19 protein-coding genes are annotated in these 15603 nt (G+C 72.2%); 15 read left to right on the forward strand and 4 right to left on the reverse strand.

Annotated features, from left to right (window positions below; translation table 11 throughout):
* Window positions 1-35 precede the first annotated feature (35 nt).
* On the forward strand, window positions 36-551 hold the full coding sequence (locus ACQPX6_RS08885) for an arsenate reductase ArsC (RefSeq protein WP_433788228.1): 516 nt from the start codon (window positions 36-38) through the stop codon (window positions 549-551).
* Between the two features lie 43 nt (window positions 552-594).
* Here the strand turns inward: ACQPX6_RS08885 and ACQPX6_RS08890 are convergent, their stop codons facing one another.
* The gene (locus tag ACQPX6_RS08890; RefSeq protein WP_433786946.1) at window positions 595-921 is read right to left on the reverse strand and encodes a hypothetical protein; all 327 of its coding nucleotides are present in this window, start codon (window positions 919-921) and stop codon (window positions 595-597) included.
* Window positions 922-1158: 237 nt separating this feature from the next.
* Here ACQPX6_RS08890 and ACQPX6_RS08895 point away from each other — a divergent pair, with 237 nt between their 5' ends.
* From ACQPX6_RS08895 to ACQPX6_RS08910, 4 genes are all read left to right on the forward strand, one after another.
* Entirely contained in the window at window positions 1159-2118 is a 960-nt protein-coding gene (locus ACQPX6_RS08895; RefSeq protein ID WP_433786947.1) for a hypothetical protein, read from the forward strand.
* A 436-nt stretch (window positions 2119-2554) separates the two neighbouring features.
* Window positions 2555-3802 carry a sigma-70 family RNA polymerase sigma factor gene (locus ACQPX6_RS08900; RefSeq protein ID WP_433786948.1) on the forward strand — a complete coding sequence of 416 codons (1248 nt, stop codon included), beginning with the start codon at window positions 2555-2557 and terminating at the stop codon, window positions 3800-3802.
* 104 nt (window positions 3803-3906) lie between these two features.
* Window positions 3907-4248, forward strand: a complete 342-nt coding sequence (locus ACQPX6_RS08905; protein WP_433786949.1) for a hypothetical protein — start codon at window positions 3907-3909, stop codon at window positions 4246-4248.
* 217 nt (window positions 4249-4465) lie between these two features.
* Entirely contained in the window at window positions 4466-5410 is a 945-nt protein-coding gene (locus ACQPX6_RS08910) for a hypothetical protein (protein ID WP_433786950.1), read from the forward strand.
* A gap of 254 nt (window positions 5411-5664) precedes the next feature.
* Here the strand turns inward: ACQPX6_RS08910 and ACQPX6_RS08915 are convergent, their stop codons facing one another.
* The 3 genes from ACQPX6_RS08915 to ACQPX6_RS08925 are packed head-to-tail and all read right to left on the reverse strand — an operon-like array spanning window position 5665 to window position 8270.
* Complete coding sequence (locus ACQPX6_RS08915; protein WP_433786951.1) at window positions 5665-6153, reverse strand: gamma-glutamylcyclotransferase family protein; 489 nt, start codon at window positions 6151-6153, stop codon at window positions 5665-5667.
* A complete protein-coding gene (locus ACQPX6_RS08920; RefSeq protein WP_433786952.1) occupies window positions 6071-7219 on the reverse strand; it encodes a hypothetical protein in 1149 nt (382 codons plus the stop codon). Before ACQPX6_RS08920 ends, ACQPX6_RS08915 begins: the two co-directional genes overlap by 83 nt.
* Window positions 7206-8270: a hypothetical protein gene (locus ACQPX6_RS08925; RefSeq protein WP_433786953.1), complete on the reverse strand. Its 1065-nt coding sequence runs from the start codon at window positions 8268-8270 to the stop codon at window positions 7206-7208. Before ACQPX6_RS08925 ends, ACQPX6_RS08920 begins: the two co-directional genes overlap by 14 nt.
* 491 nt (window positions 8271-8761) lie before the next feature.
* Here ACQPX6_RS08925 and ACQPX6_RS08930 point away from each other — a divergent pair, with 491 nt between their 5' ends.
* Genes ACQPX6_RS08930 through ACQPX6_RS08975 form a run of 10 tightly spaced genes read left to right on the forward strand, consistent with a single transcriptional unit; the run spans window position 8762 to window position 15567 of the window.
* Window positions 8762-9010 carry a helix-turn-helix domain-containing protein gene (locus ACQPX6_RS08930; protein ID WP_433786954.1) on the forward strand — a complete coding sequence of 83 codons (249 nt, stop codon included), beginning with the start codon at window positions 8762-8764 and terminating at the stop codon, window positions 9008-9010.
* Entirely contained in the window at window positions 9010-9249 is a 240-nt protein-coding gene (locus ACQPX6_RS08935; RefSeq protein WP_433788229.1) for a hypothetical protein, read from the forward strand. The genes ACQPX6_RS08930 and ACQPX6_RS08935 overlap by 1 nt, the downstream gene beginning before the upstream one ends.
* Window positions 9246-9668, forward strand: a complete 423-nt coding sequence (locus ACQPX6_RS08940; protein ID WP_433786955.1) for a WhiB family transcriptional regulator — start codon at window positions 9246-9248, stop codon at window positions 9666-9668. Before ACQPX6_RS08935 ends, ACQPX6_RS08940 begins: the two co-directional genes overlap by 4 nt.
* Window positions 9665-10210, forward strand: a complete 546-nt coding sequence (locus tag ACQPX6_RS08945) for a hypothetical protein (RefSeq protein WP_433786956.1) — start codon at window positions 9665-9667, stop codon at window positions 10208-10210. Before ACQPX6_RS08940 ends, ACQPX6_RS08945 begins: the two co-directional genes overlap by 4 nt.
* Before the next feature lie 16 nt (window positions 10211-10226).
* The gene (locus tag ACQPX6_RS08950) at window positions 10227-10544 is read left to right on the forward strand and encodes a hypothetical protein (protein ID WP_433786957.1); all 318 of its coding nucleotides are present in this window, start codon (window positions 10227-10229) and stop codon (window positions 10542-10544) included.
* Window positions 10541-12409, forward strand: a complete 1869-nt coding sequence (locus tag ACQPX6_RS08955; RefSeq protein WP_433786958.1) for a type IV secretory system conjugative DNA transfer family protein — start codon at window positions 10541-10543, stop codon at window positions 12407-12409. Before ACQPX6_RS08950 ends, ACQPX6_RS08955 begins: the two co-directional genes overlap by 4 nt.
* The gene (locus tag ACQPX6_RS08960) at window positions 12406-12543 is read left to right on the forward strand and encodes a hypothetical protein (protein ID WP_433786959.1); all 138 of its coding nucleotides are present in this window, start codon (window positions 12406-12408) and stop codon (window positions 12541-12543) included. Before ACQPX6_RS08955 ends, ACQPX6_RS08960 begins: the two co-directional genes overlap by 4 nt.
* The gene (locus tag ACQPX6_RS08965) at window positions 12540-14009 is read left to right on the forward strand and encodes a hypothetical protein (RefSeq protein WP_433786960.1); all 1470 of its coding nucleotides are present in this window, start codon (window positions 12540-12542) and stop codon (window positions 14007-14009) included. The genes ACQPX6_RS08960 and ACQPX6_RS08965 overlap by 4 nt, the downstream gene beginning before the upstream one ends.
* Window positions 14006-14734: a hypothetical protein gene (locus ACQPX6_RS08970; protein ID WP_433786961.1), complete on the forward strand. Its 729-nt coding sequence runs from the start codon at window positions 14006-14008 to the stop codon at window positions 14732-14734. The genes ACQPX6_RS08965 and ACQPX6_RS08970 overlap by 4 nt, the downstream gene beginning before the upstream one ends.
* A 38-nt stretch (window positions 14735-14772) precedes the next feature.
* Window positions 14773-15567 (forward strand): hypothetical protein, encoded by a 795-nt coding sequence (locus ACQPX6_RS08975; RefSeq protein ID WP_433786962.1) that lies wholly within the window; start codon window positions 14773-14775, stop codon window positions 15565-15567.
* Window positions 15568-15603: the final 36 nt, after the last annotated feature.

Here is a 15603-nt window from a genome sequence, read left to right on the forward strand (position 1 = left end):
AGACCGTCGCGGCCTGCCTCGTGGAATCCCACGAGCTGCTCTCCACTACCGCGAAGGGCACGACCCACCTGACCGTCCTGTCCGAGCGGTTCGCCCGCGAGCGGCTGACCGCCGCCGCCCAAGCCCAGGGAGCACTGGTGTCCGACGTCCCCGAGGTCCTGTTCGTCTGCGTGCACAACGCCGGCCGATCCCAGATGGCCGCCGCCCTCCTCGACCACCACGCCCAGGGCACGGTCCACGTCCGCTCCGCCGGCTCCACCCCGGCCAACGAGATCAACCCCGCCGTCCGCGAGGTCATGGGCGAACTCGGCCTCGACCTCTCCCGCGAGTTCCCCAAGCCGCTCACCACCGACGTCGTCGAAGCCGCCGACGTCGTCATCACCATGGGCTGCGGCGACGCCTGCCCGATCTTCCCCGGCAAGCGCTACCTCGACTGGGAACTCACCGACCCTGCGGGCAAGGGCGTCGACGACGTCCGCCCCATCCGCGACGACATCGACCAGCGCGTCCGCGAACTGCTGAGCGAGTTGGTACCCGCCGGCACCAGCTAGTCAGCGAAAGCCGTCGTTGACCGGATGGACCGCCGCCGGGCCTTCAGCCGTCGAGGAGGCCTCGTCGCAGGTGTGGGTTCTCGTAGCCCGCGGGTAGCGGGCCGCGAAATCTGGGGGCGGGGTCGTGGTCTGGCCCGAGCACCCGGGCCGCGACGCGCGCGCCGGCCTCCCAGACGCGGGGAGCGTGGGGCTTGTCGCGCCACGTCTCGGCGAGGACCTCGAGCAGCTCGGACAAGGCGGCGGCGGAGGCCTCATCGAGGCCGGCGTAGCCGCCGGGACCCCGGACGCGCACGCTCTCCGCTGCCGCGACCATCTGGGCTGCCTCGGCTTCGCGCTGGGCGCGGCGTTGCAGATCGCGGTGGGTCGCCATGGCAGGTGCTCCCTTCGAACGGACGTCAGCCGTCGGCCGCGGGGGAGCACGGCGCGACCACCATGGCACAGCCTGGGCCGTGGGTTCCACGAGCTGCCGCGACGGTTGACGGGGTGCGCATCGACCGTGTTCTACGCGCCGGGTCCGACATCCCTTGGCTGACTGGGGAGTCGCCTGTTGGTGGTCGCGTCGCGGGCCAGGGGAGCGCGCAAGGCGGCGCGCGGTGAGACTGCGGCGGTGGAGAAGGTCGCGGTGATGCTCTCGCGTTCGTGCGAGTGGCTGCCCATGGCCGGTCGCTGGGCTTATGAGCCCAAACTCGACGGGTTCCGCGCGCTGCTGGCGGTCTCGGAGTTCGGCGACGTGCGGCTCGACTCGCGCCGCCGGAAGCCTCTCGACCGCTACTTCCCCGAGGTCATCGCGGCAGGCCGGGCGTTGCCGAACGGTGTCGTACTCGACGGTGAGCTGGTCGGCCCTGTCGCCGGCGGGGTCGATTTCGCCGCGCTCCAGCACCGATTGCGCGCCGGCGCCGGCCGCGTCGCCCAGCTCGCCCGCCAGGCACCGGCTGTGATGATCGTGTTCGACGTCTTGAGCCAGGGCGGGCAGGACCTCCGGCCGCAGCCCTACGACGAACGCCGCCGATACCTCGAAGCGCTGCTCGACGAGCGGCGGCCAGGCTTGGGACTTATGCCCATGACTCACGACCGCGAGGCGGCAAGCGCGTGGCTCCGTGATCAGCCATCTGGTGTCGAGGGGGTCGTGGCGAAGAAGCGTGACCAGCGATACCGACCCGGCGTCCGCGGGTGGCAGAAGCTCAAGGCTCGGCGCACGGCCGACGCCGTCGTTGGCGGGGTCCTGGGCAGCCTGGAGCAACCCGGCGGCCTCGTCCTCGGGCGCTTCGAGCGGGGCCGGCTGCGCGTCGCCGGACGCACCGGACCTCTTGAGCCGGCGGCGTGGGCGCAGTTGGCGCCGCTGCTGCGTCGCGTGTCGAATGGCCACCCATGGCCGTCGCGGCTTCCGGCAAGCCGGTTCGGCCAGATTCCCGGCGAGGAGATCGACTACGTTCAGGTCGCGCCTGAACTCGTTGTCGAGATCGAAGCCGACACCGCCTTCGAACAGGGCCGATGGCGCCACGCCACGCGCTTCCTGCGCGTCCGCCACGATCTGGTACCGACCGACGTCACTGCGGAATCGGCGTAGCGCAACGTCCCTACGCCGCGCTGTAGCGGTAGATGCAGTCGACAGGTGCAGCTCATGCCCGCGCGGCCGGGACCTCGTGCAACCCACCTGCGGCGGCGACCTTCGAAGGCTCGGTAGATCACGTTCTCGCCGCGTCAACACCGCGCACAGTTGTGGCGGTCTCGAGCCGGCCGATGCACCTCAAGGCCGGGCGGCCGGGGGCCTTCGGCCCTGATGGACGCCGCTGCGCGGCGCGGTCTGGTGGGCCCCGGCGAGCTTGATCGGGCCGCTCTCCCGGTCAAGGGCGCTTCGCGTCGCTGCGCGACCGGACTGCGTCCGGCCCTTGACCGCGAGCCTCGGCGGCCCGGTCGGCGCCCTTCGGGCGGTGGAGGCAGCAAGCGCCTCCACCCATCGCCCCGGGGCCCACCAGCCCCGGCCCTTGGCCCGGGAGGCTCACGTGTCCGTCGACCACAGCTCGCACACCTCGGTCATCCGCTCGGTCACCACCCGCGTGGCCGGACAGCTCACCACCGAAGCATTCGCCCACCACTACGGCACGCCGTCCCAGCAGGTCGGCGTCCGCGCGGGCGACACCCTGACCTACGTCACGACCAGCGAGGCCGCAGCGGGGCTCGCCCGGTCGTTCACCGACGGGCTCGCGCTCGCCGAGCGCCAGCAGCTGACCTGGACCGCGTCGCTGACCTGGCTGGGTATCGAGCCCGGCACCTATCCGCCGACCCTGTTGCTGCGCTACGGCACCGCGCCCGCGTCCAGCGTCGGTTACCAGCCCCGCCGCGAGATCAGTGGCCAGATCGTGCCCGCGCACGTCTGGGTGCGCGTCGGCCCGGTCCTCTGGCAGATCTGCGACCGCGTCGCCGCCCGGCGCCTGGCCGAGGTCTGGACCCACTGCGCACGCCTCCTCACCGCCCCGACCGCGCCCCCGGTGCCGCTTCTCCGCCCCGACGACGTGGAGCCCGCACTGCAGGGAAGCGTTCCGACGCCGACCACGGACCCCACCTGGCGAGAAGCGACTGACGCTGACACGCCAGGTCGGCCGCTCGACCTGCCTGGCCCCGGAAGGACGGCGACGTCGACCCCGGGGTGCGTAGCCGCTTCCGTCGACGACGAACGAGAAGACCGCGAGCTGCTGACCGCCTACGCCGAGCACGGCGACCGAGCCGCCCTCGCGGTGCTGGCCACCCGACACCACGACGTCATGGTCGGCGCGGCCCGTCGCGTGCTGGGCGCGCGCGGGGACGTCGACGACGCGGTGCAGAACGCTTGGATCAAGGTGGCGACGAAGGCCGACACCTTCCGCGGGGACGCTGCCGTCGGCACCTGGCTCTACCGCATCGCGCACAACGCCGCCCTTGACGCGACCCGCCGGGCCCGGTCCCGCCCGACCGAGCTGTACGGCGACCCGACACAGGTCGCCACCGAGATGCGGCGCGCTCTTGACGGTCCTTCCGATGCCCCTGGAACGATCGAACAGATAGAGGCGACCGCGGTCCTCGACGACTTGCTGGCGGTGCTGACTCCCGAGCAGCGCGCTGCCGTCGAGCTCGTTGACATGCAGGGCCTCGACATCGGTGCGGCCGCCTCCCGCCTCGAGGTCGCCGAGGGCACCCTCAAGTCCCGCCGAGCCCGCGCCCGCGCCGCCATGGGCGCGGCCGCCGTAGCGCGAGGTCTGCGGTTCCCACTCTGACCCGTCGGGCGGCGCCCTCGGGACGAGGGCGCCGCTTCGGAGGTCCCTGTCCACAGGTCCGGGCGGTCCGGGAACCCGGAACCGGCCCCGACCTTCGAACCGGTATGCGCCACGACCACGAGCTCTCACCCGACCTCACACCGACGACCAGCACGCATCGCGACTCGACGGACGACACGGCGGCGCCGCCACGGGGCTACGTCGAGCGGCTGTTCGCCGCCGCCCTCGACGGCGACCCGGTCGCTGGCGAGGAGCTCGCCGATCTGGCGCCCTGGGACTCGACCGCCGCCGCCGCGTTCGAGGCGCTTGCCGTCGCCGAGTTCGTCCGTAGCCATGTCGGTGTCGGTGAGGGGCTCAAGGCCGCCTGGGCCGAGCAGCCCTCCGGGCCGGCGGCGGAGCCGCTGCGCGGCGCTGCCTCGTCCCTGTCGGGGCCCGGCGGAGCTTGATCGGGCCGCCCTCGCGGTCAAGGGCGCTGCGCGTCGCTGCGCGACCGGACTGCGTCCGGCCCCCTGGACCGCGAGCCTCCGCGGCCCGCAGCGCGCCCGCTGGGCGGTGGAGGCAAACAGCGCGCCTCCACCCACCACTCCGAGCCCCGACCTGCACCGCACCCGGATCGCGCATCGCTCGAGCGGGAACCCTCCCGACAAGTCCGAGGAGAACGTCATGACCGACACCGAGGCCCGCACCACAACGAGATCGACACCGCGCGTCCCCAGTCAATGCAGCAGCCCCGGCATCCCGACGTCCTCGCCCGAACACTGGCTCGCCGAGGTGCTCGCGGCGATGGGTTGTCGTCGTGCCGGCCGCAAGTGGCAGTGCCCTGCGCATGGACACACTGGACTGCACTCCGCTGCCCTGGCGATCGGCCGTCGCGACGACGATCGCGGTGCTTGGCTCCACTGCCACGCCGGCTGCTCGGTCACCGCCGTCCTGCGCGCCCTAGGGCTGCGGCCCAACCACCTGCAACGGCCTCCTCGCATCACCCCCAGCCGTTACGTCCACCTCCGCGGGCTGCGCCGGGAATGGCCGGAGCTCAAGGCCGGCGCCCACCTGGAGACGGCCGGCTACCGCCACGAGGCCTGGCACCTCTACGGCCCCGACCACGCGAAGCAGCGGCTTCGACGACCCGATGGCACCAAGACCATGCGGTGGGAGTCGCGGAACACGCGAGGGGAGTGGGTCCCCGGCCTGCTCGGCACACGCGAAGCTGACCTGCCCCTCTACCGCGAGGACGAGGTCCGCATGGCGGCGGCCGCCGGCGAAACGGTCGTGCTCTGCGAGAGCGAGTCCTCCTGCGACGCCCTCCACGGGGTCTACGCGACCACCTGGGCCGGCGGCGCCGGCAGCCCGCCCGTCGAAACCCTTGCCCGGCTTCTCGAGGGCGCCGACGTTGTCATCGTCCCCGATCACGACGAGGCTGGGCTTGCCTGCCTAGACCGTCTCGTCTCTGCCCTGCCCCACGCCCGGGTGCTCATCGGTGAGCCTGAAGAGGACGCCAAGGACATCTACGCCCGCGTCGGTCTCGACCACTTCCTCGGCATGCTGACGTCAGCACCGACCGCTGAAGCGCGCGGAGAACGAGAAGGCGTCGGTGGTCATGCGGGGTAGAGGACGACGCGACGAGGAGGCGCAGCAGGGAAGTCGACGTCCGTCACGGGCTCGCCATCGACGCGCGCTCCGCCCGAAGCAATCCATGCGCGAGCCCGTTCCTCCTCGATGCCGGCCCGAATGAGCCGCTCGAGCACCGTCAGCGGGCGGGTGTCCTCCTGCGGCGAGTCCTCGGGCACATCGGAACGGTAGGAAGCACCACCGACATCGACTGGGAGACGACACCGACAAGTCGCGCGAGCGGGTGAAGCAGCTCAGCCGCTGTGGCTGCGAGCCTCCCACCGAGCCCGCCATCGGGCGCAACGGTCGAGGTACGCCTGCATGTCGGCGCCCTCCAGCGAGCCGGTCGACCAGCTGTCGAGCAGCACCTCGTCCGGCCAGACGTAGGCGAGGCTCGATCGTCCCGCTCGCAGGCGCACGACCTCGACGGAGTAGGTCGGGTCCTCGAAGGCGTCGAGGACATTCCACTCGGCTTCGCTGAGGTCGATGTACACCCGACCCGTCGCCTCTGCTTCGGGATCGCGGACGAGACCCGGGTACGGCAGGTCCGGCAGCCGCGCTGCCCGCCACCCGGGAGCACTGGTCTGCTCGCTCGCCGGGACGCGGTCGATCAGGGTCCGCACCACGTCGTCGAGTGCGAGGGTGCCGTAGACGAACAGGTCAGGCGTTCCCGCCGATCCGCGGTCCGGCGGGCCAGAGCTGCTCGAGCTCGCGCGGGACAAGCGGTCGCTGGTAACCGGCATGCAGAACCTCCGTGAAGAGGCTACCGCCGTGATCGTGCAGGTTGAGGAACCAGTCAATACCGGCCGGGTACGCCCACAGGTACGAGCGCAGCTGAGGATCGAGCGACCGATCGCGTAGGGCGGACGCGACGTCGATCGCCTGCCAGAACGGCAGTCTCGACAGCGCGTGGTCACGGCACACCGACGCGCTGGCACCGGCGTTGACCATGAGGTGCAGCTCCGCGTTGACGAGCTGCACGTAGTGGTCGAGCCGGGTCCGTGCCCGTACGAGGGGATCATCAGGGCTCGCCACGAGAGGAAGGACCTGCGCCAGGCCCTCGAAGAGGGTCTGGTGCGGGCAGTGGATGGCCAGCTGCCGGGGCCAGGGCGTCTCAGCGCGGCAAGAGACGTCGGTGAGGTTGGCGTATTGCAGCGCGTGCCCCAGCACCTCGTGGAGCGCGAATCGGTAGGCGTCGACCTGGGTGAAGGACGCATTCCGTTGGTTGATCCGCAGGCGCGCGCTTCGGCCCTCGCCGTCGAGCCAGTAGGACCAGTACGCGTCGAGCTCCACCGTCTCCACGTCAAGGTCGAAGGTGGTCTCTGCTCCCGTCAGGCTCCTGACCTGCCCCTGATATTCGCGGGCGTAGTCGCGGATGACGTCCCCGGCGTCTCCCGCCGGTACGGTGGGGCTTAAGGCGTCGAAAGCAGTTCGTGTGTGCTCGTCCCACGCGACGTCGACGTCCGCGAGAGCGCGGCGTGCGAGGTCGCCGACCGCAATGACGTAGTCGGGCGTCCACCCTTCAGTGGGCGAACCCTGGGTGAGCTCGATGTATTCGGGCAGGTCCAGTCGTTCGCCGAGCAGCGCCCGAAGGCAGGAGAGGTGGGCGTCGAGGACGGTGCTGATGTCCGGGTCGTCGGTCGTGGACCGCAATGCCACGAGACGGTCGAGGACCTCGAACCTATCCTGAACGACATCCCCGACGACGTCGGGCGCGCAGTCGAAGTCGATGACCGCGATCGAGCCGGCCTTCTTCTCGAGGTCGTGCCACCCGCGAACGAGGCGTTCCAAGCGGTCACGATCCTCCACGCGCGACCTCCCAGCGAATCGTCACCGATTGCCCTGGCTGCAGGTAGTCGCGCGTCAGTGTGATGAGCGCACCGTTATCGTCCTCGACGCAAAAGAGGTCATCGATCGCCGAGACCTGCGAACCATCCGGCTGGTCTTCCACCGCCGTGCATCCCACCAACATCTCCACGCCGCGGTGACGAATCGTCAAGGTGAGGTGTCGAGTGTTTCGTGGTGTGGACTGCTGCCAATAGTGATCGTGCAGAAAGCGACCACCTCGCGAGGTGTACGACACCGTCCCTACTGCACCCGGCTCGATCGGCGGCGACAGTACACAGGCAAACTTCGTCATGTTGCCGATGTCGTGCAGTCGTTGAACCGTAACTCGGCGATCGCCATCGGAGTGGGGTTCGATGCGAACTCCCTCAGTGTTCTCGAACCACTGTTCTCGGAGCAGGCGCTTGATCGGTGCGTCGGTCAGGTTGAGGAGCTCGAAGCGGTAGGTGATCGCGGACCACCCGTCCGGCTCGATGTCGATCGTGCACTCCAGCTCGAGGTCGACGAGGTGTCCTGCGAGGAGCGCCAACTCCGCGACCTCCTCGTCGCCGATGCGCAGGCGCTTGCCGAGTAGTTGGAGCGACCTCGCCAGCGACTCGGCTTGGTCCTCAGCGGGGCCTCGAAGTGTGTTGGCCGGCAGAGACCCTGCTGGCCGCGCCTCGCGACGTACTGGCGTCGACCACGGTGACGGCACCGGGGCCACGCCGTCGAGGCCATCCCCGACGGCGGCCGCGAGATCGGCGGTGCTGGGTGGCGGACTGCGCTGCGCGGGGACGAACATCTCGGCCGCCTTGCGACCCGGGAACATGGCCTCGAGCACCTCGCAGTGCTGGGGATGCGGCAGGCCCTTCAGTTCACCGCACTGCCAACGGTGCAGCTGCGCACGACTCGGCGCCGTGCCCACCAATGAGCTGTCGATGCTCGCCGCGGCTTTGTCGTACTCGCGCTGGAACGTTTGGTACTTCTGCCAATGATTTTCGCGGAGAAGGTCGCGCAGAACAACGGGTTCGGCCATGTAGGCGCTCCATGTCGGCGAGCGAGGATCTTCATAGTACGACGAGACGAGACACGGACGCAACAGAGTTAGACAACGACGTTCGAGAAGCGACGCGCGAGGCGTCGCGATGCGACAGGTGTGCCAAGCACCGTTCATCACGTCAGGAGGTAGCGGCTCACCGAGCTGCAACACAAGGGACGTGAGGGCGGGAGCGATCGTGGAACGACGTGAAAGGTCACCCGGGGCTGTCGATGATGGTGACGGCGGATTGCTGATCACCGTGGAGGAAGTTGCACGACTGTGGTTCGGCGAGGTCGGGAAGAACGGATCGGCGAGCACCAACTGCCAACGAATTCGCCGGCTCATCCCACATGTCCTCCCTGCTCGCCGCATCGGCAACCGCTGGTACGTCAACCGGGCCATCGCTGCGGAATGGGCTGCAGGGTCCGATTCGGGCCTCGCGGCGCTGCCGACGCTCCGGGCTGCGGAGGTCGGGGGAGGTGTTGGGTGTGGCGACGGGTAACGACGTCGCGGCTCCGCGCTTCTACAGCGTGGCTCAGGCCGCCCGCATCCTCGGTGCCGCCCCCGTGACGCTCTACCGGGCCATCCGAGCGGGCCAGTTCCCGGCAGTCCGCATTCGTGGCCGGCTCATCGTCCCTGCCCAGGCGCTCGAGGCCATGACGGCGGCATCGATCTCCACGGGCTCGGTGGTTGACGCGGCCGACTGGACGACCGCGTCCCAGGGAGCTGGTCGGTGATGGGCAGCGTCGGGCTGTTGATCCTCGGCGCTGTCCTCGGTGCCTTCATCTGCGCCAAGACGAGGTCGGCCGCCGGCGCCGTGGTGTTCTCCCTGATCGCGCTGGTGCTGTTCATCGGCACGCCGGTGGGGCAGGGCCTGCCGGGCGCGATTTCCGCGTTCATGTCCGCGGTGGACCAGGCGACGACGCCTGCGTTGGCCGGTACGCAGAGCGCCGCCGTCGAAGGTGGCCCCCGGTGAGCGCGCCCGAGCTCGACCAGGGCGCGCTGCGGAACTGGCGGGCGAAGGCGGCGTGCCGCTCCGTGGACCCGGAGCTGTTCTTCCCGGAGCCCTCGAACGAGCCGGTGATCAAGGTCCAGATCGCGGCGGCGAAGGCGGTGTGTCGGCGGTGCCCGGTGCGCGAGCGGTGCCTTGCCGACGCGTTGGAGCGGTTGCCGCACGGGATCGCCGGCGGGCTCACCGAGCAGGAACGTCGTCGGCTGCGCACGGCGCGGGGGATGGGCACGGGTCGCAGACCGCGCTGGCTGGTGCTGCTCGAGAACGGGTGCTCGCACCTCGAGGTCGCTCGCGAGTGCGGCGTGAGCGTGCGCACCGTCGCCCGTTGGGTCTCACGCCGTCGTGGCGAGCTCGACGCGTCGGTCTCTGGTGATCGTCGGTGAGCGCCCTGGAGGCGAGCCGGCGGGAGCAGGCGGCGTCGAGGACCCGCGAGCTCGTCCGAGGGGTGGCGGTCACCGCGTTCGACGCGATCGAGCGCCGGGAGCCGATCGAGGGGTTCCACGAGCTGTTGCGTCCTGTGCTGGATGACCCGCTGGCCGGGGTGCGCGCGGGGCGCCTGGTGTTCGACGTCGCCGCGGGCCAGTTGCGGGAGTGGGCGCTGCGTGCCAGGGGTGCCGGGCGCAGCTGGGACGACGTCGGCAAGGCGTTGGAGCTGCCCGCGGCCTTCGAGGGCGCGACGCGAGCCGAGGCGGCGTGGGACTGGCTGGTCGAGCACCGCCCCCCAGCGCCGTCCCGCGAGCCCAGCGGTCCCGGGTCGGCGGTGTGGACGTGCACGACGTGCCGCGGGCGGGTGCGTGACACCGGCCCGTTCGCCTCGCACCCGGATGACCGCGAGACCGGCCACATCGCCGACTGCGCACGGCGGGCTTCCGCGCTGGAGGCGTGGAGCCGCGAGACGGAGGGAGGTCCCGATGTCCAGGAGTAGAGGTGGCAGGCCGTCGGTGCCCGCGATCGCGCTGGGGCAGACGGCACCGCTGCTGCTCGGCACGGAGCTGGTGCGCGCCGACGTCGCACTGTCGGTGCTGGGGTTGCGGCTGGGCGACGTGCCGGTCGGCGGCCCGGTGACGTGGGCGCTGTTCGTCGACGCCGTGCTGGTGGGCCGCACCGACGAGCCGATGACCGACGAGGCGGCCCAGGGATGGGCCCGCCGGATGCTCGGCGACGGCGTGAGCTTCCAGCTCGGTCGCCGCGGCGGGGGCTACTGGCTCACCGACGCAGCCGACACCGGCGATGCCGGCGCGAATGGGTGGTCACGGTGATCGCGACGTTCGTGATCCTGGTGCTGCTGGTGGCCGCGACCGCGATCTCCTTGGCCCGCCGGGCGATCCGGCCGGCGCTCGTCTGTGGGGCGCTCGCAGCGTTGCCAGCGGTGACGTTGCTGCAGGCGCTGTCGTGGCCGGTCCTGCTGGTCGGGATCGGCGTGCTGGCACTGATGGGGTGGCACCGCTGGTCGCGTAGCCGGGCGATCGTGTCCCGCTGGTCGGCGCGGTCGCGGCGTCGCGCCGGCGTCGCCTCCACGATCGACATCGCTCGTCATGCCGGGACGGTCGCGACCCGTCGCCGTGCCTCCACGGTCCGTCCTTCGCTTCCGTCGTTGGTGCGCCGGGAGGGGTGGGCGACGCCGACCTCGGCGGTGGGGGTGGAGCTGTGCCGGGTCGGGCTGCAGCGGGTGTGGTCCTCGATTGAGGACGTGACCCTGGTCTTCGGTGGGCCGCGCACCGGCAAGACCGGCTGGCTCGCCGGCCGCGTCCTCGACGCCCCCGGCGCGGCGGTGGTGACCTCCACGCGGACCGACCTGCTCGAGCTATGTGCTCCGATCCGGCAGAAGAACCGCGGGCCGGTGTTCGTGTTCAATCCGGTCGGGCTCGGCGGGCTGCACTCGACGATCAGCTTCGACCCGCTGACCGGCTGCAGCGACCCGGTGACCGCGATGGAGCGGGCCACCGACATGGTCTCCGCGACTTCCCGGGCGGCGTCGGGGGATGCGGAGCGGTGGGACGCGCAGGCCCGCCGGGTGCTGGCGGCGCTGCTTCACGCCGCCGCGCTCGGCGGCGGGTCGATGCGCGACGTGCTCGGGTGGGTGGCCGACAACGACCGCGCCGCCCGTGAGGTGCCGGCTCTGCTGCGCCGCAGTCAGGTGGAGACCTTCGACAAGGCCGCGGAGCAGTTCGTCACCACGAACGACCGCACCCGCACCAGCATCACCAACTCGATCATGCCGGCGCTGGGGTGGCTCAACCACCCGTCGGCGGCCGCGGCCGCGTCGGGACGCGGCTTCGATGTGGAGGAGCTGCTCGAGGCGAAGGCGACGGTGTTCCTGCTCGGCGCCGAGGAAGCCGACACCGGCCCCCTGGTCTGCGCGCTGACCGGCCACATCGCCCGTGAGGCCCGCCGGCTGGCGGTGCAGAAGCCGTCGGGGCGGCTGGACCCGCCGCTGCTGCTCGCCCTCGACGAGGCGGCGCTGATCTCGCCGGTGCCGTTGGAGAACTGGACCGCGGACATGGGCGGGCGCGGGGTCACGATCATCGCCCCGTTCCAGTCCCGCGCCCAGCTCCTGGCCCGCTATGGGGAGCACAAGACCGCCACGATCCTGAACAACACCGGGTCGGTCGTGTTGTTCGGCGGTACCCGCGATCAGGCCGACCTGCACTTCTGGTCGACCCTGGCCGGGGAACGCGACGAGCGGATCACGACCACTGACCTGCACGGTCGGGTCGCGAGCCGGACGGTGCGGAAGGTGCCGGTGCTGGCGCCGGCGCAGATCGCGAACCTCCCGGCCGGGAAGGTCGTGGTCTACCGGCGCGGGATCGCCCCGGTGATCGGGCGGGCGCGCATGGCCTGGACCCGCGCCGACGTCCGCGCACAGCGTGGGCAGGGTCAGCAGCCCGCGGTCGGCTGGCGCGGCCGCTGGCAGCGGACCCGCGCATGGGCCGATGTCGGCGTCGCGGCGCTGCGGCGACGCGTCGCCCGGCCCCGCCGCCCCACCCCGGCGGAACGTCGGCCGGGTTCGAGCGCCGGCGCGCCGCTGGTCATCGACGTCGATGCCGTCGTCGACCCGGTGATCGGCGCCGTCCACCAGTCCCAGGACCGCGGTGCCGCAAGCGATGAGGGGTGGCGGCGGTGAGCCGCGGCGCCGTCCAGCTCGAGCGCGCCGACCAGGGCGCCATCGCAGCCGGGCCCGCCTTCGACCACGACCGCTACCGCGCCGCCCTCACCGGTGTCGACGCGAGCGAAGCGTTCACGAGGAGCTTCCGATGACCGATCGAACCCACGACGAGAACGCCCCTGCCGTCGCGGCCCACGACAACGAGGTCGCGGCTGAGCTGGCGCGGCCGACCCGGGACCCGACCGTGCCGCCCGGCCAGCTCAGCGACCGGGAGTTGCTCGCGCGCGCCAAGTACTGCGACGAGATCGCTCGTACCGGCAGCCCCGCCGACCGCGTCGGCGCCCTGCGCGACCTCGACGCCACCCGGGACGAAGCCGAACGCCGCGCGGTGGGCCAGCCGGCGGACAGCCTCCCGGCGCAGGTCGCCGGCTACATCGGGCTGGTCCGCGAGGACGACGACCGCGCCCTCGCCGCCGAGGCCGCCACGTGGCGCCGGCAGCTCGACGCCGCTCTGCGGCCCGCGGTCTCCCCGCCCGCCGACCGTGTGGGCGACGAGGTGCCCCTGCAGCGGGCACCCGCCGTCCTCGGGCAGGGCAGCGACGAGCAGCAGCTCGACGAGCGGCAGCTCCAGGAGATGCTGATGAACGAGACGCCTCTTCGGCGTGCGTTCATCCGCGCGAGCTTCACCGACGACATCGCCCCGGTGCCTGCCCAGACCCGTGGGCGCGAGCGGGCTGATCTTGGCGAGACCGTGCTGACGGTGGAGCAGCGCGCGGACCGCGCGCAGAGCCTCGCCCAGGGCGCCGGGGTCGACGTCGCTGGCTACGACCCCGACACCGACGTCTACACCGACCCCGAGACCGGCGAGATCGTCCGGCTCGACGGCCGCCTCGCCGACGGGCCGCCCACGGGGTGGGCGGCGGACCGGCACGAGGCCTACCTCGACAGCCGTCCCGACGAGACCTCGGCGTCCAGCTGGGCCTACAACCCGGGCGCCGAGTACGGCGACCCCAACTGGCGCGAGCCCGCCTCCGACGACGAAGCCGCCGCCCGCACCGCCTGGCTCGAGCAGAACAACGCGCTGGCGCCGGGTTGGGTGCGGCGCCCCCGGACCGAGGTCGAGGACGCCCTCGACGACGCCGGCGAGCAGGCGGTGCTCTCCGACCGCGCCCACGACCACGACCCGGTCGCCTGGGCCGAGTACCAGCGCCTGCTCGCCCTCAGCGAGCTGGCCCCGCTGCCCGACCAGCCCGACGCCCTCGACCGCCGCCAAGCCGAGGAAGCCGAGGAAGCGGCTGTCGAGGAGGACGAGCGCTACGTGGACTACGAGGGTCGGAGCTGGCCGTCGGTCGACGCCTGGGTCACCGCCCGCGCCGACCCGGCCAAGGCCGCCGACACCTCCCACCCCGACGACCTCCCACGGCTGCGCCAACGCCTCGCCGACCTGCAGGCCCAGCAGGTCGCCCACATCGACGGCGAGCAGGAGGCCGAACAGCGTCGCGAGCAGCTCACCCGTTGGCACCAGGACGACCACGCCACTGCCGATACCGGCGCAACGGCCATTCACGCGGCCGAGTCGGACGAGACCGGCGCAGGCGGCGCGGGGGAGGGGCGGTGACCCGCCGGCCGCCCCAGCAGCCCGGCGACGACGAGGGGTTCGCGCGGGTCGAGGCTCTCGCCGGGCTCGCCCGGGAGGTCGACGGCATGCGCCGCCACCTCGAGGCCCTGGTCGCGGTGCCCGACCGGGTCGACGACCTCGCCCGCACCGTCGCCCAGCTCGCCGACGCCGTCTCCGCCATGCCCGCCCGCCCGGGCCCCACCGTCGCGCCGTCGTGGCTCACCGCACCGACCGAATCGGAGGCCACCCGGCAGCTGCTCACCGAACTCACCGACTGGCTGCACGCGGTGTTCCTGCGCTACCCCGACGGCGTCGCGGTGCTGCCCGAGTGCTGGCTGTGGCACCCCGACGCGGTCGAGGAACTCCTCTGGCTCATGCACGCCTGGCGCGCCGCCTACCAAGGCCGCGGCGCCTCGGTGCAGCTCGCCGGGGACTGGCACGACCGCCAACGCCCCGGCGTCATCCGCCGCCTGCGCACCGCAGTCGGGTCGTGCTCACGCGAACGCCACCAGACCCGCGCCGGCTGGAACACCACACCGCAAGGCGCCGTGCCCGTCCCCGGGGTCGACGCTGCCCACTTGATCGCGTGGTGGTGGGCCGGCGCTCGAGATGAGCCCGCACCCGAACCCGAGCAGGCCCCGCAGCCGGACCCGCAGCAGCCGGGCCCGCGCCTCCGGGACGCGCTCGACGGGCACAGCGACCCGAGCGACCGGACCCGCTGGTGACCGAGCACCCACACCCCGGACCTACCAGGACCCGACCGATGTCGGTGGGGCGGGCCGTGATCTGGCTGCCCGGGCTCGCCGTCGCCCTCGGCGCCGCCGTGGCCACCGCTCACGGGCTCTTTGAGGTCGCCGTCGCCGCCCGCGTCCCCGCCGGGATCGCGTGGCTCTACCCGCTGATCACCGACGGCCTCGCCCTCGTCGCCTATGCCGCCACCGCCCGCCTCACCGGGCCCGCGGCCCGCTACGCGTGGGCCGTCGTGGTCACCGCCGCCGGCCTCTCCGGGCTCGCCCAGGCCGCCTACCTCGCCGGCGGCCCCACCGTCGACGTCTCACCGGCGCTGCGGTTCGGGGTCGGTGCGTGGCCCGCCATCGCCGCCGCCGTCGTCGCGCACCTGCTCTACCTCCTGGCGGTCGCGGACCCCGCTCCCGACCCCGAGTTCGGTCCAGCGTCCGTTCAGCGCGGCCCCGTTCAGGGCGCGCTGTTCACTTCGTTCGACGTTCAGCCCGAGGCACTGCCCGGCGCTGTTCAGCCGCGCCCCGACACGGGCGGCGAGCCCGCTCGGCCGGACGGCTTCGACGCCGCCCCGGTCACCGGTCCGGTGCCGCGTGCGGCGCCGTCACCGGCCCGTGACCGGGCCGAGGCGGCCGCGTCGCGGCACGCGCAGCGCCACGGCGCCTGGCCCACCGTCACCGAGCTCGAGTCCGCCGCCGGCGTCTCGCGCGGCACCGCCGCCGCCGCGCTCAAGGCAGTGCGCGACCAACCACTGCCCCTGCACCTGATCAACAGCAGCGAGCAAGACGCCACAGAGACCACCGACGAGGCCCACCCATGACCACGAACCGAGCGATCACGACGACAACGAGCACCG

Origin of the sequence: Actinomycetospora sp. CA-101289 (assembly GCF_050955895.1) — a bacterium.
Taxonomy (GTDB): Bacteria; Actinomycetota; Actinomycetes; order Mycobacteriales; family Pseudonocardiaceae; genus Actinomycetospora.

Coding starts and splice junctions, on each gene's coding strand:
- ACQPX6_RS08925 (WP_433786953.1), bottom strand. CDS start 8,270: ATGGCCGAACCCGTTGTTCTGCGCGACCTTCTCCGCGAAAATCATTGG.
- ACQPX6_RS08975 (WP_433786962.1), top strand. CDS start 14,773: ATGTCGGTGGGGCGGGCCGTGATCTGGCTGCCCGGGCTCGCCGTCGCC.
- ACQPX6_RS08915 (WP_433786951.1), bottom strand. CDS start 6,153: ATGCCGGTTACCAGCGACCGCTTGTCCCGCGCGAGCTCGAGCAGCTCT.
- ACQPX6_RS08910 (WP_433786950.1), top strand. CDS start 4,466: ATGACCGACACCGAGGCCCGCACCACAACGAGATCGACACCGCGCGTC.
- ACQPX6_RS08935 (WP_433788229.1), top strand. CDS start 9,010: ATGGGCAGCGTCGGGCTGTTGATCCTCGGCGCTGTCCTCGGTGCCTTC.
- ACQPX6_RS08905 (WP_433786949.1), top strand. CDS start 3,907: ATGCGCCACGACCACGAGCTCTCACCCGACCTCACACCGACGACCAGC.
- ACQPX6_RS08965 (WP_433786960.1), top strand. CDS start 12,540: ATGACCGATCGAACCCACGACGAGAACGCCCCTGCCGTCGCGGCCCAC.
- ACQPX6_RS08890 (WP_433786946.1), bottom strand. CDS start 921: ATGGCGACCCACCGCGATCTGCAACGCCGCGCCCAGCGCGAAGCCGAG.